The sequence below is a fragment of the Pseudomonas sp. LBUM1660 genome, assembly GCF_059695935.1.
Window position 1 is genome coordinate 738,000 of the sequence record NZ_CP166795.1, and the last position, 23,553, is coordinate 761,552.

Sequence of the window (23,553 nt, forward strand, 5' to 3'; positions counted from 1 at the left end):
ATTTCCTAAGTTGTACTTCGGCACTCTACTCGGCCAACTCTCTCGGAGAGAATCCTCGGCCGCCCCTCCTGTAGAGAATCGCCGATGTTCGATCCAGTCAACGAGCCGTCATTTCGTCTGGATGTAGAGGGTCTGCCCGACCCCGTTGAGGTCTTGGCCTTTACCGGCAGTGAAGCGATCAGCGAACCCTTCGCGTTTGACGTGGATCTGCTGATCGATGACCCGACACTGGACCTGGCAAGCCTGCTGTACCGCCCGGCCTTTTTGCATCTCGGGCCGCCGGGGGACGGGTTTCACGGGCAGTTGCATGAGCTCGTCCAGGCAGGTCATGGCGCTGCGCCCAGGCTTTGTCGTGTGCGTCTGAGGCCGAAACTGGCCTGCCTGGCCCAGCGTTTCAGCCAGCGCATCTTCAGCAACCGTTCAGTGCCCGAAATCCTCGCTCAGGTGCTCAAGGAGCATGGCATTGTCGGCAACGATCTGCGCTTTGACTTGAGCGGCGATTACCCGACGCGTGATTTCTGTACGCAGTACCGGGAATCGGATTTGCAGTTCCTCCAGCGGCTGTGTGCACAGGAGCGGCTTCACTACCACTTCGAGCATCGCCGGCGCGGGCACTGTCTGGTAGTGGGTGATAGGCAGGGGCCCTTTCAGCAGGGCGTCGAGATGGTCTTTGCACCCGACCCGGAACAGCCCGGCGTGCGGCAGTTCAAAGTTCAAGGCACTGCGCAGATCGGCGAAGGTCAAACCAACCTGACTCCGTTGCGCAGTGGCCAGCGTGTCCCATTACTCGGCCATCCGTGCGCCGATTGGAATCGTCTCTGGCTGCTGATCCATGTCGAGCATCAGGGTGGGCAGACGCCGGGGTTTGCCTATGGCAACAAGATCCGCGCTGTTGCCGGGGCGGTACCGCTCTCGGCGCCTCATTCAGTCATGAGCCCCCGTATGCACGGCCTGCAGCGGGCCTGGGTGGTGGATGTCGATGAGTCGCAACCCGATTCATCCAGGCCCGTTGCCGTGCAATTTGATTGGGTCTATCAGGGCGAAGGCGCTGCGCCCAGTCATTGCTGGCTGCCGCTGGCGCCGGAGTTGGGCGACGCGCACGCCACGCCGTTGAATGAAGGCACCCAGGTGCTGGTGAGCTTTATCGAAGGCGATCCGGATCAACCGTTAATCACCGGGTTTCTTCCCGGCCCCCCCTTCACCCAGGCGACAGGTTTGCCCGAGCATCCACCCACCGCGACGACAGATGACAATGGGTCAGTCGACGGATTGTTGCGTTTGTTGCAATCCAGCGAACCGGTCGTGCTGCTGTGTCTGATGCCCGGCGGGGGCAGTTTCAGCCATTGTGCACAATCCTTCTGTGCCTGCCGGGCAGCGACGCAGCTTGGCCAGAGCGGTGCGGCATGATCGTCGCCCAGGCGCCGGACTCAACCGCACAATGGCTATTGCTCGACGTACCGGGCACGCCCCGGGCTGGCGCGAGGCTGATTCAGCAGTTTGCGCAGGCCCGACGGTTCTGGCTGTTCGATAGCACCGAGTTGCAGCCGTTGCGCGAGCACGGTCCGGTGTTGGTCGATCTCAAGGGATGCCCGGCGCTGGCCGAGCTGTGCCTGCGTGAGCCGCACAATTGGAGCGGTTTGTTGCTGGTCAGTGAGGCTTCGCCGTCGCAGTTGCTCGAGCATTTGCGCCGTATGCTGACGGTCACCTTTGGCCTGCATCACCGAGCGTTGTTGAGTTACTACAACCCACACACCGCCAGCTATTTTTTCGATGCCTGCGATGCCCTGGAACTGAGTCGCTGGCTGGGGCCGATCAGCCAGTTGCGCTGGTTCGGTGGAACCTGGGCTGACCGGGCCATCGGCAGTCAGGGCTGGCAGCAGTTGTTCAATCCGGGGCTAGCCGTCAGTCCGTTGGCCGTCGAAGAAAACCTGACGCCTCGTCAGCGGGACACCTTGCAAACCTGCCTGCTTGAGCAGCACATCTGGCATTGGAGCCGAGCCACCGGGACCGATTACAACAGCCTGTGGTCCCATGTGCAGGAAGGGCTGGCGCTGGGTTTCAGCGAACGCCCGGTGCTCGATGGCTGGTTATGGCTACGCTTGCAGTATCCCGACGCTTTGCCCGTGCAGCCATTACCGGGCATCACTCAGCAGGAGCGTCTCGATAGCCTGCGCAACCTGTGGCAGAACGATCAACCCTGAACACGAGGTTCGACATTGATGCCGAGTAAAATCCGCTGGCTGTTCGGCCTGACCATGGGCGTCTTTTTGCTGGCCATGGTGACGGCATGTTCACCGCTGAAAATGCTCAATGCCCTGACCCCCGACAGCACGTTCGACAAGACCGAGGGCATTGCCTACGGCGATGATCCGCGGCAGAAACTCGATGTGTATGTGCCTCGTCATTCTCTGGAGAGCGCTCCGGTGGTGGTGTTTTTCTACGGCGGCAGCTGGAACAGCGGTTCACGCAGTGATTACGGTTTTGTCGGCGAGGCACTGGCGTCGCGAGGGATCGTTGCGGTGCTGGCGGACTATCGGCTGTATCCACAGGTGCGCTATCCATTGTTCCTCCAGGATGGCGCCAAAGCCGTGGCCTGGACTCACGAACACATTCGGCAATTTTCCGGTAACCCGCAGCGGCTGTACCTGATGGGTCATAGCTCCGGGGCTTATAACGTCGCCATGCTGGCGCTGGACCCCGGTTTGCTGGGAGCGGTGGGGATGTCGCCGCACGATCTGAGTGGCTGGATCGGTCTGGCCGGGCCTTATGATTTTCTGCCTATCCAGAATCCGGATGTGCGGCCGGTATTCTACTGGCCGGATTCACCGCCCCAGTCGCAGCCCATCAACCACGTCAGTCGAGGCGCGCCGCCGGCCTTGTTGATGGCTTCGCGCGACGATGAGGTGGTCAACCCGACGCGTAACACTGGTGGCCTGGCGCTGAAGTTGCGCCAGGCCGGGGTGCGGGTTCAGGACTTCTATTTTGCCCGCACCGGCCACGCCACGCTGGTGGCGGCGCTGTCTCGGCCCATGCGGGGTTTGGCGCCGGTGCTGGATGAGGTCACGTCCTTCGTTAAATCCACGCCGACTCAGTGAGCTTTGCCTGCGAACCAGCCGTCGATCTTGCGTAAATACCAGGCCAAAGCGCCGAGGGTCAGGCTGCGCAGCAACATGAACAACAAGAACGTTATCCACAGCCCATGGTTGCCCAGGCCTTGCAGCGCCCAAGCGAACGGCAGTAGCAGAATGACCGTCAACAGCATGCCGTTGCGCATTTCCCGGGCACGCGTGGCGCCGATGAACAGCCCGTCGAGCAGGTAACTCCAGACCGCAATCAGCGGCAGGGCGGCGAGGTAGGGCTGGTAGAGAAACGCGGTGTCGCGCACACTCTGGATGTCGGTCTGCATCTCGATGAACAGATGCCCGGCGAACGCAAACAGCACGGCAAAACCCAGGCTCGCCAGCAACGACCAGCCGCAGGCCACCACCAATGAACGACGCAGCGCCTCTCGATCGCGCGCGCCGATGGCATGCCCGCACAGGGCTTCCACGGCATGGGCCAAACCATCCAGCGCGTGGGCGGTCAGCAGCAAGCCGTTGAGCAGCAGTGCGTTGGCCGCGACGGTGGCATCACCGAGTCGCGCGCCCTGTACGGTGATCAGGAAAAACACCGATTGCAGCGCCAGGCTGCGGATGAAAATATCGCGGTTGACGGCCAGCAATGGCCGCCAGCTCTGCCACAGCGCGAGCGCGGCCCAGGCGATGTGGCCGGGATAGGCGCGCAGGGCTTTGCGAGTCATCAGCAGGCCGATCAGGGCGCCGATCCATTCAGCGATCACCGACGCCCGGGCCGCACCGACCACGCCCCAGTCCAGCCCGAGCACGAACCACAGGTTCAGCGCGATGTTCACCAGGTTGGTGCTCAGCAGAATCGCCAGCGGCGCCCGGGCGTTCTGGGTGCCCAGGAACCAGCCGACCAATGCATAACTGGCCAGCGCCGCCGGCAGGCCGAATAACCGCGTGTGGAAAAATTCGCGGGTGAGTTGGTCAAGCTCGGTCGAGGGTTGCATGAAGTGCAACGCGACGCCGCTCAACGGGACGCCCAATGCGCCCAGGACAATCGCCAGCCCCATCGCCAGCAACAAACCCTGTAACAAAATCTGCCGCAACGCTGCGCCATCCCCGCGCCCGGCAGCCTGTGCGGCGAAACCGGTCGTGCCCATGCGCAAAAAACCCATGCCCCAGGCCAGAAAGGTATACAGGCTGGCCCCGACCGCGACGGCGCCCAACTGATGGGCGTGGGGCAGGTGGCCGATGACGGTGCTGTCGACCAGTGCCACCAGCGGAACGGAAATGTTCGAAAGAATCATCGGTGCGGCCAGCGCCCAGACCCGACGATGGGTAGGGCGGTCGCGCCAGTCGGCAATCAGGTTGGACATGCAGGCTCCTTGAGGAGCGGGCATTGTAGCGGGAGGTGTCGTACTAATGTGGGAGCGGGAGTGTTAGTGGATGATCCAGCTCAGCAACCAAAGCCCCAGCACCAACCAGATGATCCCCATGATGATCGACGCATTCATGAACGCCCGGATCGCCGACCACAGCAGCATCAACCCCAGGATCAGCGCAATGATGCTGATGATCGATGTGTCCATGCCCAGCGCCCTGGACAAGCCTTCGACAAAATTGCTGCCGGCATGGCTCAGCAGGTTGAACAAGCCGCTGAGGCCATCAACGATAAACCGGATGACCGAACCGAGTGCCTGGCCGAGCCATTCGAAGAAACTTTCTACCTGCATGTCGTGAACGTCCTGATGTAAGTGGTGGCGTGCTTGCCGGACTTGGGCCATGGATTACGGTGCCGAGTTCCCCACAAGCATAGAGCGTTGCATCGCACCTGTGGGAGCGGGCTTGCACCCACACTCAATCTACCCACTTGCCATCCCCGATCATCCCCCCGAAGCTATACGCCTTCAGGAGAGCCCGATGAACCTTGTTGAACTGACCGAACGCCTGCACGCCATCCGTGATCGCAATGACTGGCGGCAATTTCACAGCCCGAAAAACCTGGCCATGGCCGCGAGCGTGGAAATGTCCGAGCTGGTGGAGATTTTCCAGTGGCTGACCGAAGACCAGTCGCGCCAGTTGCCGGCGGACAAACTGGCCCACGCCGGCCAGGAAATTGGCGACATCGTGCTCTATCTACTGCTGCTGTGCAGCGAGTTGGGGCTGGACATGAATGACGTGGTGCGCAGCAAACTCGCGGACAGTGAACGGAGGTTCAGCTGATGAGCGATCGTCATTTCGATCAACTGGCGACCCGGTTTGCCGAAAAAATCTACGGCGGGGCCAAAGGTGCGATCCGCCTGGCGGTGCTTCAGGCCGACCTGGCCGAAACCCTGCCGGACCGGCCGCTGCGCGTGCTGGATATCGGCGCGGGCCTGGGCCACATGTCGTTGTGGCTGGCCCAGCGTGGTCATGACGTCACGCTGGCCGAACCCGCCGAACCGATGCTCGACGGCGCCCGCCAGCGTTTCGCCGACGCCGGGCAGACCGCCACGTTCATTCAGGCTCCGTGGCAGGATTTGCTCGGCCAGCTCACCGAGCCTTACGACCTGGTGCTCTGCCACGCCGTCCTCGAATGGCTGGCCGAACCCCATGCCATCTTGCCGGTGCTGCATCAGTTGACCAAACAGGAGGGTTGGCTCTCCCTGGCCTTCTACAACCGCGATGCGCTGATCTACCGCAACTTGCTCAAAGGCCATTTCCGCAAGATGCGCAAGAACGACATGGCCGGCGAGAAGCAGAGCCTGACCCCGCAGCAGCCCCTTGATCCACGTGAACTGGCGGCGCAACTTGAGGGCATGTGGCAGGTCGAAACCCAGAGTGGGGTGCGGGTTTTCCACGACTACATGCCGGTGGAATTCCAGGCCCGCGCCGAACTCGTGGACCTGCTCGAAATGGAGCTGGCCCACCGTCGTCACCCAAGTTTTGCCGGGCTTGGGCGCTATTTGCATTGGATCTGTCGGCCAGTCTGATCGGAGCGCAACATGAAAAGTCGTTCAGGGTTACTGGTGATCTGTCTCGGGTTGGCGGCCTGCCAGGGCAGCAACCCTTATGTGGCGACCTCCAACCCCTTGCCGCCTGCACCGCCTCAGGCGGCCAATACCTTCGACCGCAGCGCCTACCCGGCACCGCCGCGTGACTATGGGCGCTATCGCAGCTGGGCCTGGCTCAACGGGCAACTGCCACCGGGCAGCGCCTGGGCAGACTCGGCCCAGGTCGCCGAAGCGGTCAGCAACGCCCTCGATCAGCGCGGCCTGCGCCCGCTGCACGACAACACCCGTCCGGCTGACCTGTTTGTGAGCGCCAATCTGCATCTGGAAACCCGTTTGCGCCAGGTTCGGGACGACTATGGTTACGGCGGTGGTTACTACGGCGGCGGATACAACCACTACGGCAACGGCTACGGGATGTACAACACGGTGCCGATCGTGCGCACGTATCAGGAACAGGTCGTGGTGGTGCGGGTGGACATGTTCGACGCGCAAAGCGGTCAACCGGTGTGGAGCGCCAGCGCAGAAACCGGCAATCGGGGCAGCCAGAGTGAGCGTGCCGATGCGATACGGGAGGCTGTGGAAAAGGCCATGTCGGCGTATCCTCCGAGTTAGCTTCTGTCGTCGGTAAGCCTGTCACAGGTTCATGTCTTCAACCGGAGAATGCTCATGGTCCGCCGTTTCGCTTTACTGGCTGTGGCCGCGCTGCTCAGTGCCTGCGCCGCCAACCAGGTCAATAATGACTTCGATGCCAGCCGCGACTTCGCCGCCTATCGCAGCTGGAGCTGGAAAGAACCGGCCCTGCAATATCGTCCCGATGACCCTCGGATCAAGAGCGACCTGACCGAACAGCGCATCCGCCAATCGGTGGCCGATCAACTGGATCAGCGTGGCCTGCGCCCGGCCGCCGCCGGCAGCAAGGGTAACTTGTACGTTCAGACCTACCTGATCATCGAAGAACGCCAGCAACAAGTGACCACCAACTATGGCGGCGGCTGGGGCAATCCCTGGAACGGCTACTGGGGCGCGCCGATGTACAACGAAACCCGTAGCGTCAGTTACAAAGTGGCGACCATCCAGATTGATTTGCTCGATGGCAATGACGGCAAGCTGGTGTGGCGCGGCAGCGATGAGCAACTGCTCAGCCGCACGACGAACCCCTCTGATCGCAGCAATGCGATACGCGAAACCGTCGGGCGAATCCTCGCCAACTATCCACCGCACTAACCATCACCCAGCCCCAACCACAAACTCTGTGAGAGCGGGCAAGCCTGCTCCCACATTTGATGTGTGTCGTTGTGGCTTGTCGCCAGCAGTCTTGCCCAGCCTTGTCTACACTGCTTTTTACCCATGGAGGTAACCCCCGGCGGTTCACCGGCAAAGGAGTGCGTGATGTCTCCACGCTTGCAGTTTTGCGGCCCGTCCCGCCAACGGGGGGCTATAGGCTTGATGGCGGCGCTGACATTCGCGTTGGCGCTGGTGTTCTTGCTGGTGGTGATCGACAGCGGCCGGCTTTACCTGGAAAAGCGCAACCTGCAGCGCGTCGCCGACATGGCCGCGCTCGAAGCCGCCACGCGCGGCGGTGACTGCGGCGTCGGTACAACGGCGCTCATCTACGCCACTGCCAGCGCCCAACGCAATAATTTCACCGTGCCCGGCGCGGATCGCACACTGGCCGTTGCCTGTGGTGCGCTGACCGTCGGCGCCAACAACCTTCGGGTTTTCGGCGTTGACCCGAGCAAAAGCGAAGCCGTCCGTGTGATCGCCAGCCATGGCGTGCCGCAGAGTCTCGTCGGCGGAATCGGCGCGATGTTCGGGGGCGCCCCCGCGAACTCGACCATCACCCTCAGCGCCACGGCGGTGGCCGGGCTGCCGGGGCCGCCGGTCGCCCAACTGACCATTCGCAGCACCCTGGTCGACGTCAACTTGTTGAACGGCTTCCTTTCCGCGCTCGCGGGGACGTCCATCAACCTGCCGGTCGCGAGTTGGAACGGGCTGCTGGGCGCCGACATCAACTTGCTCAAATACATGGACCAGTTGGCCATTGATCTGCAGGTCACGGCAGGCGATTACACGGGGCTGCTCGGTGCCGAGGCCACCGTGGGCCAGTTACTTCAAGCCGCTGCCACGGTGGCGCGACTCAATGGGGCGACGGCGGACGTGCAGGCCGGTTTCGATAGCTTGGCCAGCACGGTTGTCAGCCCGCTCAAAGTGCATTTGGGGGACCTGTTGAAACTGCAGACAGGCACCACGTCTGCCGGCCTTAATGCCAACGTGAACGCGCTTCAACTGGTGCAGGCCTTTATCGAACTCGGCAACAGCAAGAGCGCCGTGGCAGGCACCATTCCGGTGAATCTGCTGGGTCTGGGCGTCGGGGCCAGCGCAAAGATCAAAGTCATCGAACCCCCGCAGTGGTCGGCGGTGGGCAATCCCGCACTGGCAAAAACGGCGCCCTTGGGGGCCAATCGAATCTATGTGCGCACTGCTCAGGTCCGGGTGCTGGTGACATTGGATTTGTCATTGGTCACCAACCTGCTCGGCTTGGTGACGGGGACCTTGAACGTGGTCACCGGATTGCTCGGGCTCGACTTGTACGTGTTGCCCAGCCCCAACCTGGACGTCAGCCTGGAAGCCGGTGGCGGCAACAGCTACGTCACCGATTACACCTGCCCCAGCGATACCAATAAAAGCCTGACCGTGAACACCACCACCAGCGTGGCTGAATTGCGCGTTGGACGGGTCAATTCGGACTGGGCTTCTTCGTCTGCGCCCCTGACGGTCACGCCTGTCACCCTGCTCGATATCCGCAAAGCGGGCGTGCCCTTTTCCGGCGGTGGCGCTGAGCTGCAAATTTACAGTCCCGTGCTGCCGACCAATGCCACCTCGACGTTCATCAACCCGCCGAAAGTCGGGTTGGCCCCGTCGGATCCGCCTTACACCTTGACCGCCACCAACGCGGTTTCCGGACTGTCGCAAACTGTCAGTGGATTGAACCTGATCGTCCACACGCCGTCGTTCACGCCCAACTTCCTGTTGACCGTGGCCTTCGAATTATTGAAAACACTGCTCGATGGTGTGATGTCGTTGCTGAAGACGACACTGATCTCAATCCTCAGCCCACTGCTGGATAACCTGCTTAACACGCTCCTGAAAACCCTCGGAATCGAGGTCGGGAAAATCCAGGTCGGTGCCAACCTCAGTTGTCACTCCGGGCGGCCAGCGCTGGTGATCTGATCCTCGGGGACTATCGGCAACTCAATGCAAAACCTTGCACCCTGCGCCGAGTTACGCACACTCAGCCGCCCACCCATGTTCTCGATGATGCCGTAGCTCACCGACAACCCCAGCCCGGTGCCGATGCCCACCGGTTTGGTGGTGAAAAACGGCTCGAAAATCTTCTCCATCAACCGCGGGTCTATCCCGCCACCGTTGTCCTCGACCCATAACCGCACCCATCGCTCGTCCCGTTCGGCGTACACCGCAATCCACGGATTGAACTCACGGTCGGCTTTGCGTTTGCTCAGCAGCGCATCCCGGGCGTTGACCATCAGGTTGATTAGCACTTGCTCCAGCTGGTCGATAAAACCGCGCACTCGCACGGCAAAACCGGTCTCGCTGATACGCAGCTCAACCCCTTTGCCGCGCATGCCTTCGGCCAGCAGCGACAGCGTGCCTTCGATCGCGTCGGCAGGGTCGAAAGGTTGCTGCTCGATCTCCGAACGGCGGCCAAACACGCGCATATGATCGACCACCCGTGCGGCGCGCTGGACCTGTGAATCGATGCGGTTGAGTTTGTCTTTCAGGTAATCGATCTGCACGTCGCCATTGTTCAAGCGCTTGAGCACATTGACGATGGCCATGCGCATCACGTTCAGCGGCTGATTGATTTCGTGAGCCAGGCCCGTGGCCATTTCGCCGAGGGTGGCCATTTTTGCGCTCTGAGTGAGTTGCTGCTGCGAGCGGCGGACTTCGGTGTTGTCGCGACCGACCGCTTGCACCTCCAGCAAACGACCCTCGGCGTCGAACACGCCGCGGTCCGACCAGACCCACCAGGCGTGTTCCCGCCCCGGCAGTTGCAGGTTGATTTCCGCGGTACTGACCGGGGCTTGCGGCGTCAGTTGGCTGAGACGTAGCACGAATGCCTGGCGCTGATCGTCTGACATCCAGTTGCCCAGGTTCACGCCGGGCAGTTGTTCGGGCTGACACTCCAGGTACGTCGCCAGCGGACGGTTTCCGAAGCTCAGGGTCAGGTCCGGGCGATACCGGCAGATCATCGCCGGGGAATCCTCCACCAGGATTCGATAGCGCTCTTCACTCTGTTTCACCTGCTCGGTGGCGAGGGTCGCTTCGGTGACGTCCAGCCACAAGCCGACAGCTTCCACCGGCAGGCCGAGGTCGTCGCGCAGCACCTTGGCCTCGTCAAGCAGCCAGTGGTACTCGCCGCGACTGTCGCGCAAGCGGTAACGGGCGCGCACCGTACCTTCACGCAGCAGCCGTCGGGTGCGCTCGAAGTAGTGCTCACGGTCTTCTGGATGCACCCTTTCTATCAAGGCGCCTGCGTTGCAATCGGCGAGTGTCAGACCGAGCAATGGCAGCAGGCTGGCGCTGAAAAACGTCGGCAGGAGCGCGCCTTCAACGTAGCGCTGCACATAAATCACGGCCGGCGAACTGGCGATCAGGTTGTCCAGTCGGGCATGGGCGGTGGCGGCGTTCTGCTCCTGGTTTTTGATGTCGCTGATGTCGAGCATGAAGCCCACTAGCCGGCGGTTTTTACCGATACCGATGGCTTGGCCTTGCAGCCGATACCAGACGGGCGTTTGCGGACGTTTCCAGCGCACGCAGAGCAGCAACGGGGCGCCAGAGTCCTCCAAGGCATGCAGTCGGCTGCGCAGTTCCTCGCGGTCGGCAGGGTGCACTTGATCAAGCCATTCGCCGAGTGTCAGGCGGGGGCTCGCAAGGTTCAGCGTGGCGGCGAGCGAAGGGGCCAGTTGCACCTCGACGCTGTCGCTGAACACTTCCCACCATCCGGTGCCGAGTAGCGCTTGCAGCGACGCCAGGCGCTCCAGTTGCAGATGATGCCGATGCTCGCGCAAGCGTTCCAGCAGGGGGCTGGCGAGGGCGGCGGTGAGCTGTAACCAATCGCCATCGTTTAATTCCGGCGCCCGCTGCTGCGCCGTGTAAACACCGCACAGCAACCAGGACACCACGCCGTGAGCATCGTAATAGGGCACCGCAAGCCCTTCGGCATGCCCGAATATTTCTTGCAGACGCGGGTGCTCGCCACGCGCCAGGTGTTGCGGGGCAGAGCCGTTCAGACTGTCGAGCCCGGTGCCCAGGCGTTGTCCGTTCTGCCACAGCGTCGGTGCATCGAAGGCCGCGTAATGCTGATGGATTTGCCAACCCTGTTCCTGCTCATCGAGCAGCGCCACCGCGATGCACGGAATGTGAAAGCGCTGCGCCAACACTTGAAGCTGCTCCTGCAACACGTCGGGCAGACGCGTGAGGCTGCACAGGCGCAACTGTTCGCTGATCCTTGCCGCGAGTAGCTGATTCTGTTCGCGGCGGCACGATTGCCGACGTTCAACCAACACATCGCTGATGTCCAGCAACTGCAACAGCCAGTTGTCCGCCAACGGCAGGACCCAGCCGCGCAGGTGCAGCGGGTGCCCGCTGACGCTGTGGAAGTCCAGGTCGAGGGTTTGGCCTTGCCAGTCAGCGGGGATACCTTCGATGACCAGGCTGCTGTGGGGCATCAGGTAATCGAGCAGGGGCGGCGCCTGTGTGGAGAGTCGTTGCGGGGCGAGCGTATGGCGCAATGGACCGGTCAGGTGCAGCACCCGGCCTTCGCCATCCAGGTGCACCTGCAAGCCGACACTCGGCACGCTCAGGGTGTCCGGCGCGACCTGAGGCTGTGGCGATTGGCGGTTGAGCAGGCGCCCGAAGAGTTTTTCCCTGGAACTCAAAATTGCAGGCTCGAGCTGGCCGAGAGGGTCGCCGGCAGGTTGGGCACCGCGCCGATGCCCGGCAGCACCAGGAACGGCAGCACCCGGTTGAGCTTGGTGGTGGGGTAATCGATTTTGACCTTGAGCGTGCCGCCGACGAAGGTAATGGTCGAATCGGTGGCGACATTGAAATTCAGTGCGGCGGGAATCCACGCCAGTTGCCGGGTCAGTTCGGCTGAGGCCGTGGCTTGGACGTTGGCGGCGTAACCGGGCGTGCCCGGGTCCACCGCCACGCTGCGGCGCACCGCTTCGGCGGTCGACTGGTTGAACGACTGCATCAGCAACAGCGGCAGGCTGTAACTGACAATGGCGTAAAACACGGCGAAAAAAATCACGAACACCAAGGCGAACTCAATCGCTACGGCGCCTTTTTGCTGGCGGGGGAGGCTCGAATTCATGAGTGCGTCTACCCTGACTGTCACTGCGTAATATCAGCATAGAATCATTCAGCCAAAAGGGACTTTTTTTACGCAATGCAAATTTTTGTCCTACTGATCTGGCTGACGCTTTGCGCAGCGCAGGATGCCCGAGAAAAGCACATTGCCAACTCGCTGACCCTGGGCGTGGGAGTGTTGGCGTTGGCGTATTTGCTATGGACCGGCACCACTTGGCTGGGGGCAGAGGGCGCGCAGGGCGGCTGGGCTGTTTTTCTGGCATTGTCCTTCACGTTGCCCGGTTATGCGTTGAGGCGATTGGGCGCCGGCGATGTGAAATTAATGACAGCCTTGGGTTTGGCGACGGACGGTATGCACCTGCTGGGCAGCTTTGTCGGGGCCGCGCTGGCCAGTGTGTGCTGGCTGCTGCTCGCGCCAAAAGTATGGACTCATATGAGTCAACGGGTTAGGGAGCGTCTTCGATATTTAGGCCCTGGGCTGTCAAAAAAGCAGCCATTTGCGCCGTTCGTGCTGATGGGTTTTTCATTGGCCCTGCTTTGGATCCACTAGTCATCTTGTTCCACCCCCCCTATGTACATAGTCGGAAAGTGCGTCTACTTTTCAAATTGGTAGTGGTACAGCCAGTGGCTTTCGTACAGGAACGGTCAGCTGTAGACCGAGCATGGAGTGGCGCGTGAACAAATTCACCTCGGCAGTAAAAGTCCTCGTGGTTGATGATCAGGCGTTGATTGTCGAAGAACTCTGCGAGTTTCTGGAGGCGAGCGGCTATCGCTGCGTTCCATGCGAGTCGAGCAAGCAAGCCATTGCCCGTTACAGCGAGGATCTGCAAATCGGCCTGGTGCTGTGTGATTTGCATATGCCTGACATGGACGGGATTGATCTGGTGAAGGAGTTGCAGCGGTTGTCCGGCAAGCACCGGGCTTTCGAGGCGATCATGCTCACCGGGCGTGCGGACAAGCAGGATGTGATCAAGGCGTTGCGGGCGGGGATTGCCGATTATTACCAGAAGCCGATTGATCTCGATGAGTTGCTCGAAGGGGTTCAGCGCCAAGAGGTGGCGTTGCAGGAGCGGCAGAAGAGTTTGCAGTTGGGGCATTTGAATCAGAAGCTGCAGTACCTGACTGAGTCGATCGATGATTTGTATCAGGATCTTGATAAGGTGCGGCGTGGTCCGCAGGGTTCGGATTCTTCCGGGGCTGATGTCAGTGATGTGGATCGGGTGGAGATCCCGGCGATTTTCAATCAGTTGTCGCCCCGGCAGTTGGATGTGGCGCGGTTGGTGGGGAAGGGGCAGACCAATTATCAGATTGCCTGTGAGTTGGGGATTACCGAGAACACGGTGAAGTTGTATGTGTCGCAGGTGTTGCGGTTGACGCATATGCATAATCGGACGCAGTTGGCGTTGGCGTTGTCGCCCAGTAACTCCGGGATGCGCCAGCGGGTTACGGCTCACTGAGTGTGGTGGGTCGCTTTGGCGGCCTTTGGGCCGACCATGTTCTTGGTGGTTGGGTATATATCCGTTTCTGCGGTAACGGCGGCTGGCGGTTTCGCCCTTACGGCGACTCACTTTTTTTCAAACGCCCTCCGTGTCAGGCTACCTGTCGCCCTTGTTGATTGACTCATTCATTCAAGAGGGCGAAGGTGCATAACAATGTCCAACCTTGGCAAACGCTACGACAACGACTTCAAAGACTGGGTCGTCCTGCAAATGATGCCGCCCCTCAATCGCTCAGTGGCGGAACTCGCCGTTGCGCTTAATCTCACGCCTCAGTCACTGCGAAACTGGAGACAAATGGCTAGAGATAAAGGTTTGATCGTGCCAGGAAACGGCAAGACCAGTGATCAATGGTCCAGCGCCGATAAATTCAACGCTGTGATGGAAACCGCACCGTTGAGTGAGGTGGAAACTTCTCAATACTGCCGGATCAAGGGCATCTACCCGGAGCAAATCCGTCAATGGCGCGAGACCTGCCAAAACGCCAATATTCTTGCTGATCTGAAACCCAATGTAGGGAAAACTGCCGAGCAACGGCGGATTAAAGAGTTGGAACGTCAGTTGATCCGATCAGACGCTGGACGTGCTGAGGCGGAGGCTTTGCTGGAACTCAGAAAAAAAGCCAATGCGATCTGGGGCAAGGACAAGGAAGACTGATCGACGCCTCTGATCGTAAGCAAGCCATGAAGTTGATTGCAGACGCGGTGCTGAATGGCGCTCGTCGATATCGAGCCTGCAATGAGCTGGGGCTGAGCCTGCGCACAGTTCAACGCTGGCGACACGCTGGCTGTGATCGACGACGACTGGCTCAACGGGCAGCTCCGGCTAATAAGCTCAGTGTGACGGAACGCCAAGCGGTGCTTGATGCCGCCAATCAGGCTGGCTACGCCAGCCTCACCCCGCACCAAATCGTTCCTAAGCTGGCCGATGAAGGCATCTACCTGGCTTCGGAGTCGACGTTTTATCGTGTGTTAAAAACCGCCAACCAAAACGTGCGTCGTGGCAGAACCAAAGCCCCGAAACGCAGGGTGCTGACGACGCATCGCGCTGACAGCCCCAATCAGGTGTGGTGCTGGGATATCACCTGGTTGCCTAGTACCGTTAGAGGTCGTTTTTTCTACTGGTACATGGTCAAGGATGTCTACAGCCGCAAGCTGGTCGCCAATGAAGTACATGAGGTGGAGTGCGCCGAACACGCGTGCGAACTGCTCAGAAAGGGGTGCTTACGTGAACACACAGCGGGTCGTCCGCTGGTGCTGCACTCGGATAACGGGCACGTGATGAGAGGTTCTTTGTTGCGTGAAAGTATGGTTGCGCTGGGCGTCGAGCCATCCTTTAGCCGGCCAAGGGTGAGCAACGATAACGCCTATGCCGAGGCACTTTTCCGCACCGCCAAGTACTGCCCACTCTGGCCGGATCAACCTTTTGATACGGTCACTGATGCAAGGCTCTGGGTGCAGAAATTCATCGAGTGGTACAACGAAGATCACCGCCACAGTGCCTTGAAATACGTGACACCAAACGAGCGACACGAAGGCAAAGCGACGGCTTTATTACAAGCTAGAGCAGCGCTTTATGAAAAGGCCAAGGAAGCGAATCCGAGCCGCTGGAGTACCAGGACACGCAACTGGAAGCTGGCAGATGCGGTGTATTTGAACCCAGAACGCCCTGAAGTTAAGGACGCAATGGGTTAGCCACAGCAGTACTAAGGCGACAGGTACCTTGACACGTACCGAACGCCAAAAAAAGTAAGCAAAAAAGGCTCGCCCCAAGCGTCCGGCCCCTCGCCTGGGCTCGGCGTTCCTTCGCTCCGGTATCCATCCGGGGACACTGCCCTCCGGTCTGCTTCGCGACGACCTACATGCAGCGTGTTCGACTGCGTCGAACGGCGCTGCGCGCCACTCCCCGGATGAACACCTCCACTCAGCCTCCCGAAAGGGGCGGGTGGATCAAGATCAAGAGCTGCAGGCGAGCTAACGCTCGGCCTGATGAGTGGTGAGAAGCGAAGCGTGTACACCGAACCCTTGTAGGAGCGAGGCTTGCCCGCGAAGGCGGCCTGACAGCCGACCATTTTTTGCAGATGTACACCCAACCCTGTGGGAGCTGGCCTGCCGGCGATAGCGGCCTGACAGCCGACCATTTTTTTGCAGATGTACACCAGACCCTGTGGGAGCTGGCCTGCCAGCGATGGCGGAGTGTCAGACGACGTGAATGCCGGATGTCGGACCGCAATCGCCAGCAGGCTCGCTCCCACAGGGGGAATGCATGTGGATTTGAGGGCTGTGTTTAATAGTGTTTAGCGTTACTTCCTGAAAGCTACAGTTTCTTGCTCCTTTGCCTACGACTACGCCAGAATCCGCCGGCTTGTGCGCTTTGACCCTGGTCTTTATCGTTTCCCCATCGCTGCCAATCAGCGATCGGACTTCGCGGTCCATTCAACTGAGGCATAATCACTCGCCCGAATTTTCAGCACGTTTCGTGTCTGTCATTCGTGTCATGGCGTCTGTGCGCGGGATACCTTCGGGTATGCCGAGTTGCCTCAGAATCGGTCCGCGAACCTGCGTACAGTCGCCACCCCAATTTGCATCGCGGCAATTTGGAAGTGGCTCCAGTGAATATCTGAGGTGTCACCATGTTCAAAGCCACACCCAATCCCCCGGAAGCCAACGACGTTTCCCCCTACGATCCCCTCGATCCCAAAAAACTCCACGAAGCCGCCGATCGCGCGTTGGATCACTACCTCAATCCGTCTGCCTTGAAAGTCCCTGCCATCCGGAGACCCAGCACAATGTTCATCGTCGCCCCCGATATCGATAACGAAAGCCTGTTGGCCCACGCTTGCGAATCCCTGGCGTCGGCGAGTGTGCTGGCCAGTGATTTTGCGGGGCATCTGGAAGGGGCGCAGCGGCATACGGCGTTGGCGATCCAGCAGGTCATCATGCTGGCTGAGCTGGCGGTCAATCGAGCGTTGGATAATGTGGATCTATCGCAAGCGGTGTAGTACCGGTTAGGCCGCGTTATCGTTCTTCGCGGGCGCGTCGGATCGCTGCACCGCTCGCGAAGGCGATGAATCAGATGCAAGAAAGCCTGACGCTACCCGCCCGAGCCACCGTTCACTGTCCCGCCTTCCTCCTGATCAAAGAACCTTGGAATCTCATGCTGATAGCTCTTCAGCCAGCGCTGCATGCTCAGCTCACGTTCGGTTGCGGTTGAGGTCTGTGGGGTGTGTGATGCGGCCTGGTTGCTGATCTGCAATTTCAACCAGCCTTCGGTTTCCTGTTGTTGTGGCGAGGCGGGGCCGTCGAGGGCGTTGGCGGTGAGTGGCAAGGCCAGCAGGGCAAGGTAGAGGAGGGGCGGTTTCATCTGAGTCTTCTCCTATTGAAGGTCCGGCGTTGCGACGGTGGCGACCTGGTTTGCGCGTGTCGGGGTCACCTTGGCCGGGGCCTTGAGTTTTTGTGCGCGCTCCTGGGCTTCGGTGACTTGGGCGGGGCTCAGGCCGACGCGGCTGACGAGTTCGGCGGCGCGGCTCCAGTCGTCCTGGTAGATCAGCAGCGTCACCATGTTCAACGCCGCCAGTTGATCGCTTTGCTTGAGCTCCATGGCCGTCAGGAATTCGAAGCGCGCATCGTCGACGCGCCGTTGATTGAGGTAGACCACGCCGAGGTCGTTGCGGATTTTTTCATCGGTTGGCGCCAGTCGGGCGGCGCGTTGCAGGTGGGCCTGGGCCTGGCCGTTGTCGCCCCTGGCGGCCGCGAGTTGGCCGAGGCCGTGTTCGGCTGCGGGGGCGAGGCAGGTGCCGAGCAGGCTGCGGTAAAGCGGCTCGGCTTCGCTGCGGCCCAGCAGGCGGTAGACCTTGGCCCGACGCAAGCGCACGTCGGCGACGTTGTCGGGCAGGCTTTGCAGGTTGGCGAGGCTGGCGTGCAGTTTGCCGTCGTTGGCCATGTCATCGGCAAGGTTCAATTTCAGCTGTTCATCGGAACCCAACTTGCTGCAACTGGCGCCTTGGGTCAGAGCGTTCCAAGGCGTCTGGCCGTCGGTGGCGCAACCGCTCAACAGGATCAAACTCAAACCGGCAATCATTGCTTTCATCACGATCCCTCTATGAACCAATGGCCCGGGCCAGGGCGGTGAAGCCCGGGCCGGCCAGGACGATCAATAACGCCGGGAAGAGAAACAGCATCATCACGACGGACATTTTGGCGGACATCTTGGAGATGTATTCCTGCAAGCGCGTGAGGCGCCGGTCATCGAACAGTTGCTTGAGCGCCAGCAGCGATTTCATCGCACCGCCACCCTGCTGGATCAGCTGTTGAAGGATCACGCAGGTGTCCGTAAATTCGTCGACCGCCAGCAAGCGGCTGGCCTTGCTCAGCTCTTCGCCCAGCTCCAGGCCGGAATCGACACGGGCCAGAACCAGGCGCAGTTCGTGGGTCAGCGCGGGCATCAGTTGCTTGCCTTCCTGGCTCAGCACGCGCAGCGATTGCTCTACGGCCATGCCCGATTCAAACAGGATGCGCAGCAGCGGAATGAAGGTCGATATCTCCAGGGCCAACTGTTTTTGCCGGCGTTGAGACGCGGCGGCGAGTAGGCGTTTGGGCAGCAGGTAACCGATGGCCGTGGCGAAGAGCGGGGCGATCCACTGGTTTTGCACGCTAGGGTAAAACACGCCCTGAATCAGCAACGCCAGGGCCAGCGCCAGCACAGGCACTCCCACCTGGAACGCGGCGAACTGTGAGCGGCGGCGGGCGCTGCGCCAGCCCAGGCGGTTGAGCAGGGTTTGAGTTTCGTTGTCCAGATTGACCGAACGCTGACCGATGCGGCTGTTGCCCAGCGCTTGCAGCCAGTGGCCCATGCGGTTGTTTTCGGCCACTTTGCCGTCCAGTCGTTGCGCCACCTGACGCGCACGCCGACGCTGTTCCAGCAAACTGCCGAGCAGCAACAACGTAGCTGCCGTAAACAACAGCGCACTGATCAGCAGCGGTATTTTCATACGCTGCGCAACATGCGCCAGAGCGCCACGCTGCCCACCGCCTGCAAGCCAAACGCGCTCGCGAGCATCATTTGCCCTGAGCTGTCGTGCCACATCGCAAGCAGGTAAGCGGGGTTGGCGGCCAGGAAGTATGTGGCCAGGCCCAGCGGCAAACTGCCTAGCACCCAGGCCGTCACGCGGGTTTCTCCGGTCATGGCGCTGAGCTGGCGGGCGGCCTGTTCGCGTTCACGGATCATTTTGATCAGGTTCTCCAACAGTTCGCTGGCATTGCCGCCGTAGCGGTGATTGACCTTCAGGCCGAGGGCAAGCAGGCGCAGTTCATCCCTCTCATACAGCTCGGCGAAGTCCGTCGCGGCGTCCGGCAGGCTGACACCCAACTGCACGTTGCGTTGTATCCGGCCCATGGCCTCTTTGAGCGGATTGTCGGCGGCATGAATAGCACCCAGCACCGCGTCGGCCAGGGTGCGACCGGACTTCAGGCTACGCACGGTGTGATCGAGCAACGTCGGCAGTTGTTCGATCATGCGCGTGAGCCGGCGCTGATAGCGCCAGCTTATGAACAGCCGAAGCACCAGTGGCGGTACCAGCAAACACACCACGAGCCCGATCCAGCCACCGGCGGCGAAGCCGATCAACATACCGAACGCCCACAACAGCATCCAGCGCCCCAGCCGTTCGTTCGGGCGCCCGAGGCCCGCGCGCAGGAAAGCCCGTTCCAGGCCCACCCAGGAGGTTTTTTCCACCATCAATTGCGGCTGCCCCTGGGCCAGACGATTGAGCACGCGCTCGGTGCCGGTCTGGCGCAAACCTTTGAGCAGCAGGTGCATCGACAAGCCGAGCATGATCAGACAAACGAGGATGAGCAACGCCGGTTTGAGCATGCCGTGACCCTCAGTGCGGTGATGACGGGAGCGCTGACTCGCGGCGCAGTTTATCGCCGGCCGGGTTAACGGCCTCGCGCAGAAACCCGAATCCGCTGCGCCGGTCTAGCCGGAACAGCGTATTGGTGACGTAGACGTCGTCACGCACGCCAACCACCTCCACCACTTCGCTGACGCAACGTCGACCATCGGGCATGCGCGTCAACTGGATGACCACGTCCAGCGCTGCGCAGATCATTTGCCGCAGGGTTTTTTCAGCAATGGCGCGACCGGTCAGGCCGACCAGGGTTTCCAGGCGCAGCAGCGCATCTTGGGCGTTGTTGGCGTGCACGGTGCTCATCGAACCGTCGTGGCCCGTGTTCATGGCGGTGAGCACGTCGAGCACTTCGACACCGCGAATTTCGCCGAGGATGATGCGGTCCGGGCGCATCCGCAGGGCGTTGCGGATCAAGTCGCTGGACTTCACTTCACCGTGGCCCTCGGCATTGGGCGGACGGGTTTCGAGGCGCACGACATGCGGATGGCCGAGTTGCAATTCGGCGACGTCTTCGATGGTGACCAGCCGCTCGTGCGGGTTGATCAACTGGCTGAGAATATTCAACAGCGTGGTTTTGCCGGTGCCGGTGCCGCCGCTGATCAAGACATTGCAGCGCTTGCCCACGGCTTCCTGAAGGAACTCGAAGATCGGCTGATCGATGGTTTGCATCGCCATCAGGTCGGTGCTCTTGAGCATGTCCTTGCGAAATTTTCGGATCGACAGGCAGGGGCCGTCGAGGGCGATCGGCGGAATGATTGCGTTGACCCGGCTGCCATCCGGCAGGCGTGCATCGACCATCGGCGATGATTCGTCGAGCCGCCGACCCAGCGGCGCGAGAATCCTTTGCATGACGCGTTCGACGTGGTGCGCATCAATGAAACGCAAGTCACTTTGATGCAGCACACCGTCGCGCTCGATGAACACCCGGTGCGGGCCGTTGACCAGGATTTCGGTCACTGCCGGGTCGCGCAGCAGCACTTCAAGAGGACCGAAACCGGTGAGTTCGTCGACCAGTTCTTCGGCCAGTCGCTCCATTTCATAACGGGAAATCGCCAGGTGCAGTCGCGCGATGTACTCGGCCACTTTGTCGGTGACGAATTGCGACAGCACCTGCCGCGAGCCCTCCAGCAGGTTTTTTCCGGACTCTTCGATGGCGTCGATGATGAAACGGTGCAACACCAGTTTGAGGCCTTCGTAGTCGGTGTTGCCGCTCGAAGTGCGTTGCGGTGCTCCGAACAGTTTTTCACCGCTCATGGCGTACCTCGCAACCGGTTGAGCCAACCGGTCCTGGGTTTGGACAGGGCTTCGGAGCGTTTGGCCAGGCGTTCGCCGAGGGCTCGCAGGCCTTGGCTCAGGCTTTCACGAGGGGCCAGTTCGAACAGGCTGACGCCCTGGTTCTTGGCGTTGAGCCGCACTTCCGGGCTGTAGGCGAGGGTGGCGATTATCTCCATGCCGAAACTTTTACCCAGGGTTTCCGAGTCCGGCGCGACGTGGCGCAAATAGCGGTCGATCAGCAATTTGGCGTGATCAAGCTTCATGCCTTTTTCGCGCCACAGATTCAGCACCGCGAGGTTGCGGCGACAGTCCAGCACGTTCTGATCGGTGTACCAGAGCAGCTTGTCGCAATGGCTGACAAACGTGCGCAGTGCCTCGCTGTCCGGCTGGCCGGTGAGGTTCACCACAATGTGCTGGAAGTGTTGGCGCAGGGCGCTCAGCAGCATGTACAACTCGGCGGCGCTGGTGTGTTCCAGCGGTTCGTCGTGATTGGCGTAAGCCAGAATCCGCAGTCCGTCACCGTCGCTGGTGAACGCACTGTCGATCAGTGTCGCGTCCAGCCGCCGCAAATGGCGCAGGGCATCGCCGAAGTGAAACGAGCTCTCCAGGCCGAGCAAGGCAAGGCTGTCGCCGCGTGGCAGGCCGAGGTCCAGCAGCAAGGTTTGCTGTCCGCTCTTTTGCACCACGTGCGCCATATGGTTGGCGAGCAGCGCGCCGTCGGCACTGCTTTGCACGCCATACAGCACGGTCAGGCCACCCAGATGGGTGTTCGGAGCCACCGGTGGCAGGCGTTTACTGAGACGTCGCACCAGCCCCGCGACTTCGCTGGAGCGCGAGCCATACGCGACGAAATCCCGGGCGCCGGCCCGCATCGCGTTGAGCACGAGCTGGTTGTCCATGCCGTCGCCCAGCGCGACGATGGCCAGCATCGGTTTGGCTTCCAGTGCGCCCTCGATCAAGGCGCTCTGCGCCACCACGTGTTCGCGATCCAGCCCCACGAACACCAGGCTGGCGAAGGTCACGTCGACCAGCGCCAGCAGTTCGTCGAGGCTACCGCCACCGGCGCTGACCACCTGGCCCAGCGGAGCGAGGGCGCCTTGCAGCCACTCAAGGTCGGTGTGGTTGCGCGTGATCGCGAGGAAGGTCTGGCTCAGGTTCTGGCTCATTGCGACAACCCGCTGCGTTTATCGAAGTTGCCGTTTTCGAGGAAGTACATGCGATAGAAACCGGGGTCGTAGTTGCGCAGTTGTTCACCAGGCAGCGACGGCAATTTCGCGTTGGCCGCCAGCGGCTGCACCAGGTGCGGCGTGACGATCATCAGCAGTTCACGCTCCTCGCGTTTGATCGATGAACTGCGGAAAAACGCACCGAGTATCGGGATGTCACCCAGCCCGGGAAATTTGTCGACCTGCGAGGCGTTTTGCGTGCTGATCAAACCGCTGATGACGAAACTTTCGCCATCGGCCAGAGAGATGCTGGTGTCAGTACGGCGGATGGTGAGCGCCGGGACCGTGGTGCCGCCGATGGTGACGCCGTTGTTGTAATCCAGCTCGCTGACTTCGGGTGCCACTTTCAGGGCGATGCGTTGGTTGCTGACGACGGTCGGCGTGAGTGTCAGGCGAATACCGAATTCCTTGTATTCGATCGAGTAGCTGTTGCTGTTGGCGCTGGGCACCGGAATCGGGATTTCACCGCCCGCCAGAAAGCTCGCACTCTGCCCGCTGATCGCCACCAGGCTCGGCCGTGCCAGGGTGTAGGCAAAGCCGCTGCCTTCCATGGCGTTGATGATGGCGAGGAAGTTACCGCCGCCGGCGACGATGTTGTACATGTCGTTGGCCAGCGGAATACTCGGCACGGCAATGCGTGGATCGATGTTGCGCAACGGCAGCACGCGCGGCGTCACCGACGTGTTGGGCACGGTGCCGGGTGAGCCGAACAGGAAGTTCGAGTTTTTGCCGTAGATCGAACTGCTGGCCTCTTTCAGTTTGGTCCGGCTGACCTCGACGAAACGAATATCGGTCTGCACTTGCGCCGCCAGCATCGGGTCTTCGGAGGGCATCGACGCCGTGCCGGTCATGGCCGCCGTGGCCCGGCCCTGAACGAACACCATGCTTTGGCGCGGTGCGCTGGCGCAGGCGGTCCAGACCATCAGGCTGGTGGCGCCCGGCGCCATGCCGGTGAGCAGGAAGGCCTGATTGCCGTTGACGCGCACGTCGGCGATTTTCGGATCGCCCACGGCCAGTCGCGTGATCGCTACCGGCGATTGCAGTTCCTGCTGCAACCCTTCGCCGACTTCCAACACCGCCGGCAGGGGCCCCAATGCAGAGCAATTGCCCACGGCGGCGAATGCCATGCCGAGCGGTTGAGCACCCAGCAAGGAGACCCAGAGCAGGCCTTGGAACATGGACATGGAACATCTGCGCATT

Annotated in this window: 23 protein-coding genes; 12 read left to right on the forward strand and 11 right to left on the reverse strand. The window is 61.1% G+C overall.

Annotated features, from left to right (window positions below):
* The first annotated feature begins 84 nt into the window (after window positions 1–84).
* The 3 genes from ACA068_RS03320 to ACA068_RS03330 are packed head-to-tail and all read left to right on the forward strand — an operon-like array spanning window position 85 to window position 3,095.
* Window positions 85–1,407 (forward strand): type VI secretion system Vgr family protein, encoded by a 1,323-nt coding sequence (locus ACA068_RS03320; RefSeq protein ID WP_497307582.1) that lies wholly within the window; start codon window positions 85–87, stop codon window positions 1,405–1,407.
* Complete coding sequence (locus tag ACA068_RS03325; RefSeq protein ID WP_497307584.1) at window positions 1,404–2,201, forward strand: DUF4123 domain-containing protein; 798 nt, start codon at window positions 1,404–1,406, stop codon at window positions 2,199–2,201. Before ACA068_RS03320 ends, ACA068_RS03325 begins: the two co-directional genes overlap by 4 nt.
* Window positions 2,202–2,219: 18 nt before the next feature.
* Window positions 2,220–3,095 carry an alpha/beta hydrolase gene (locus ACA068_RS03330; protein ID WP_497307586.1) on the forward strand — a complete coding sequence of 292 codons (876 nt, stop codon included), beginning with the start codon at window positions 2,220–2,222 and terminating at the stop codon, window positions 3,093–3,095.
* Here the strand turns inward: ACA068_RS03330 and ACA068_RS03335 are convergent.
* On the reverse strand, window positions 3,089–4,438 hold the full coding sequence (locus ACA068_RS03335; protein WP_497307588.1) for an MATE family efflux transporter: 1,350 nt from the start codon (window positions 4,436–4,438) through the stop codon (window positions 3,089–3,091). The two genes, ACA068_RS03330 and ACA068_RS03335, sit on opposite strands and share 7 nt — an antisense overlap.
* A gap of 63 nt (window positions 4,439–4,501) precedes the next feature.
* Window positions 4,502–4,795, reverse strand: a complete 294-nt coding sequence (locus ACA068_RS03340) for a hypothetical protein (protein WP_010463857.1) — start codon at window positions 4,793–4,795, stop codon at window positions 4,502–4,504.
* 187 nt (window positions 4,796–4,982) lie between these two features.
* Here ACA068_RS03340 and ACA068_RS03345 point away from each other — a divergent pair, with 187 nt between their 5' ends.
* From ACA068_RS03345 to ACA068_RS03365, 5 genes are all read left to right on the forward strand, one after another.
* Window positions 4,983–5,285 carry a MazG-like family protein gene (locus ACA068_RS03345; RefSeq protein WP_497307590.1) on the forward strand — a complete coding sequence of 101 codons (303 nt, stop codon included), beginning with the start codon at window positions 4,983–4,985 and terminating at the stop codon, window positions 5,283–5,285.
* Entirely contained in the window at window positions 5,285–6,034 is a 750-nt protein-coding gene (locus ACA068_RS03350; protein ID WP_497307592.1) for a methyltransferase domain-containing protein, read from the forward strand. The genes ACA068_RS03345 and ACA068_RS03350 overlap by 1 nt, the downstream gene beginning before the upstream one ends.
* 12 nt (window positions 6,035–6,046) lie before the next feature.
* Complete coding sequence (locus ACA068_RS03355) at window positions 6,047–6,667, forward strand: DUF4136 domain-containing protein (RefSeq protein WP_497307594.1); 621 nt, start codon at window positions 6,047–6,049, stop codon at window positions 6,665–6,667.
* 54 nt (window positions 6,668–6,721) lie between these two features.
* Entirely contained in the window at window positions 6,722–7,279 is a 558-nt protein-coding gene (locus ACA068_RS03360; protein ID WP_497307596.1) for a DUF4136 domain-containing protein, read from the forward strand.
* Window positions 7,280–7,444: 165 nt separating this feature from the next.
* Window positions 7,445–9,286 (forward strand): pilus assembly protein TadG-related protein, encoded by a 1,842-nt coding sequence (locus tag ACA068_RS03365; RefSeq protein WP_497307598.1) that lies wholly within the window; start codon window positions 7,445–7,447, stop codon window positions 9,284–9,286.
* Here ACA068_RS03365 and ACA068_RS03370 read toward each other — a convergent pair.
* Entirely contained in the window at window positions 9,256–12,015 is a 2,760-nt protein-coding gene (locus ACA068_RS03370) for a PAS domain-containing sensor histidine kinase (RefSeq protein WP_497307600.1), read from the reverse strand. The two genes, ACA068_RS03365 and ACA068_RS03370, sit on opposite strands and share 31 nt — an antisense overlap.
* The gene (locus ACA068_RS03375) at window positions 12,012–12,452 is read right to left on the reverse strand and encodes a TadE/TadG family type IV pilus assembly protein (protein ID WP_497307601.1); all 441 of its coding nucleotides are present in this window, start codon (window positions 12,450–12,452) and stop codon (window positions 12,012–12,014) included. The genes ACA068_RS03370 and ACA068_RS03375 overlap by 4 nt, the downstream gene beginning before the upstream one ends.
* A 75-nt stretch (window positions 12,453–12,527) precedes the next feature.
* Here ACA068_RS03375 and ACA068_RS03380 point away from each other — a divergent pair, with 75 nt between their 5' ends.
* The 4 genes from ACA068_RS03380 to ACA068_RS03395 all read left to right on the forward strand — a co-directional run bounded on the left by ACA068_RS03380 (window position 12,528) and on the right by ACA068_RS03395 (window position 16,945).
* Window positions 12,528–12,998, forward strand: a complete 471-nt coding sequence (locus ACA068_RS03380; RefSeq protein ID WP_497307603.1) for a prepilin peptidase — start codon at window positions 12,528–12,530, stop codon at window positions 12,996–12,998.
* Window positions 12,999–13,122: 124 nt separating this feature from the next.
* Window positions 13,123–13,905 carry a response regulator transcription factor gene (locus ACA068_RS03385; protein WP_497307605.1) on the forward strand — a complete coding sequence of 261 codons (783 nt, stop codon included), beginning with the start codon at window positions 13,123–13,125 and terminating at the stop codon, window positions 13,903–13,905.
* Between the two features lie 195 nt (window positions 13,906–14,100).
* Window positions 14,101–15,638, forward strand: a protein-coding gene (locus ACA068_RS03390) for an IS3 family transposase (protein WP_497307607.1) whose coding sequence is annotated in 2 segments (ribosomal slippage) — window positions 14,101–14,551 and window positions 14,551–15,638 — 1,539 coding nt in all. Because the reading frame shifts where the segments join, the coding sequence is not laid out codon by codon here.
* Window positions 15,639–16,576: 938 nt separating this feature from the next.
* Window positions 16,577–16,945, forward strand: coding sequence for a DUF6124 family protein (locus ACA068_RS03395; RefSeq protein WP_497307609.1), 369 nt, complete (start codon window positions 16,577–16,579; stop codon window positions 16,943–16,945).
* Between the two features lie 92 nt (window positions 16,946–17,037).
* On the opposite strand, the gene ACA068_RS03400 is transcribed toward ACA068_RS03395, so the two are convergent.
* From ACA068_RS03400 to ACA068_RS03430, 7 genes are read right to left on the reverse strand one after another with little or no spacing between them, the layout of a single operon-like run.
* On the reverse strand, window positions 17,038–17,307 hold the full coding sequence (locus ACA068_RS03400; protein ID WP_497307611.1) for a DUF3613 domain-containing protein: 270 nt from the start codon (window positions 17,305–17,307) through the stop codon (window positions 17,038–17,040).
* A 12-nt stretch (window positions 17,308–17,319) separates the two neighbouring features.
* Complete coding sequence (locus tag ACA068_RS03405; RefSeq protein WP_497307613.1) at window positions 17,320–18,033, reverse strand: tetratricopeptide repeat protein; 714 nt, start codon at window positions 18,031–18,033, stop codon at window positions 17,320–17,322.
* A 10-nt stretch (window positions 18,034–18,043) separates the two neighbouring features.
* Entirely contained in the window at window positions 18,044–18,934 is an 891-nt protein-coding gene (locus tag ACA068_RS03410) for a type II secretion system F family protein (protein ID WP_497307615.1), read from the reverse strand.
* Complete coding sequence (locus ACA068_RS03415; RefSeq protein ID WP_497307616.1) at window positions 18,931–19,815, reverse strand: type II secretion system F family protein; 885 nt, start codon at window positions 19,813–19,815, stop codon at window positions 18,931–18,933. Before ACA068_RS03415 ends, ACA068_RS03410 begins: the two co-directional genes overlap by 4 nt.
* 10 nt (window positions 19,816–19,825) lie before the next feature.
* A complete protein-coding gene (locus ACA068_RS03420) occupies window positions 19,826–21,106 on the reverse strand; it encodes a TadA family conjugal transfer-associated ATPase (protein WP_497307618.1) in 1,281 nt (426 codons plus the stop codon).
* Window positions 21,103–22,293 (reverse strand): CpaE/TadZ family protein, encoded by a 1,191-nt coding sequence (locus ACA068_RS03425; RefSeq protein ID WP_497307620.1) that lies wholly within the window; start codon window positions 22,291–22,293, stop codon window positions 21,103–21,105. The genes ACA068_RS03420 and ACA068_RS03425 overlap by 4 nt, the downstream gene beginning before the upstream one ends.
* Window positions 22,290–23,552 (reverse strand): type II and III secretion system protein family protein, encoded by a 1,263-nt coding sequence (locus ACA068_RS03430; protein WP_497307622.1) that lies wholly within the window; start codon window positions 23,550–23,552, stop codon window positions 22,290–22,292. The genes ACA068_RS03425 and ACA068_RS03430 overlap by 4 nt, the downstream gene beginning before the upstream one ends.
* Window position 23,553 lies beyond the last annotated feature (1 nt).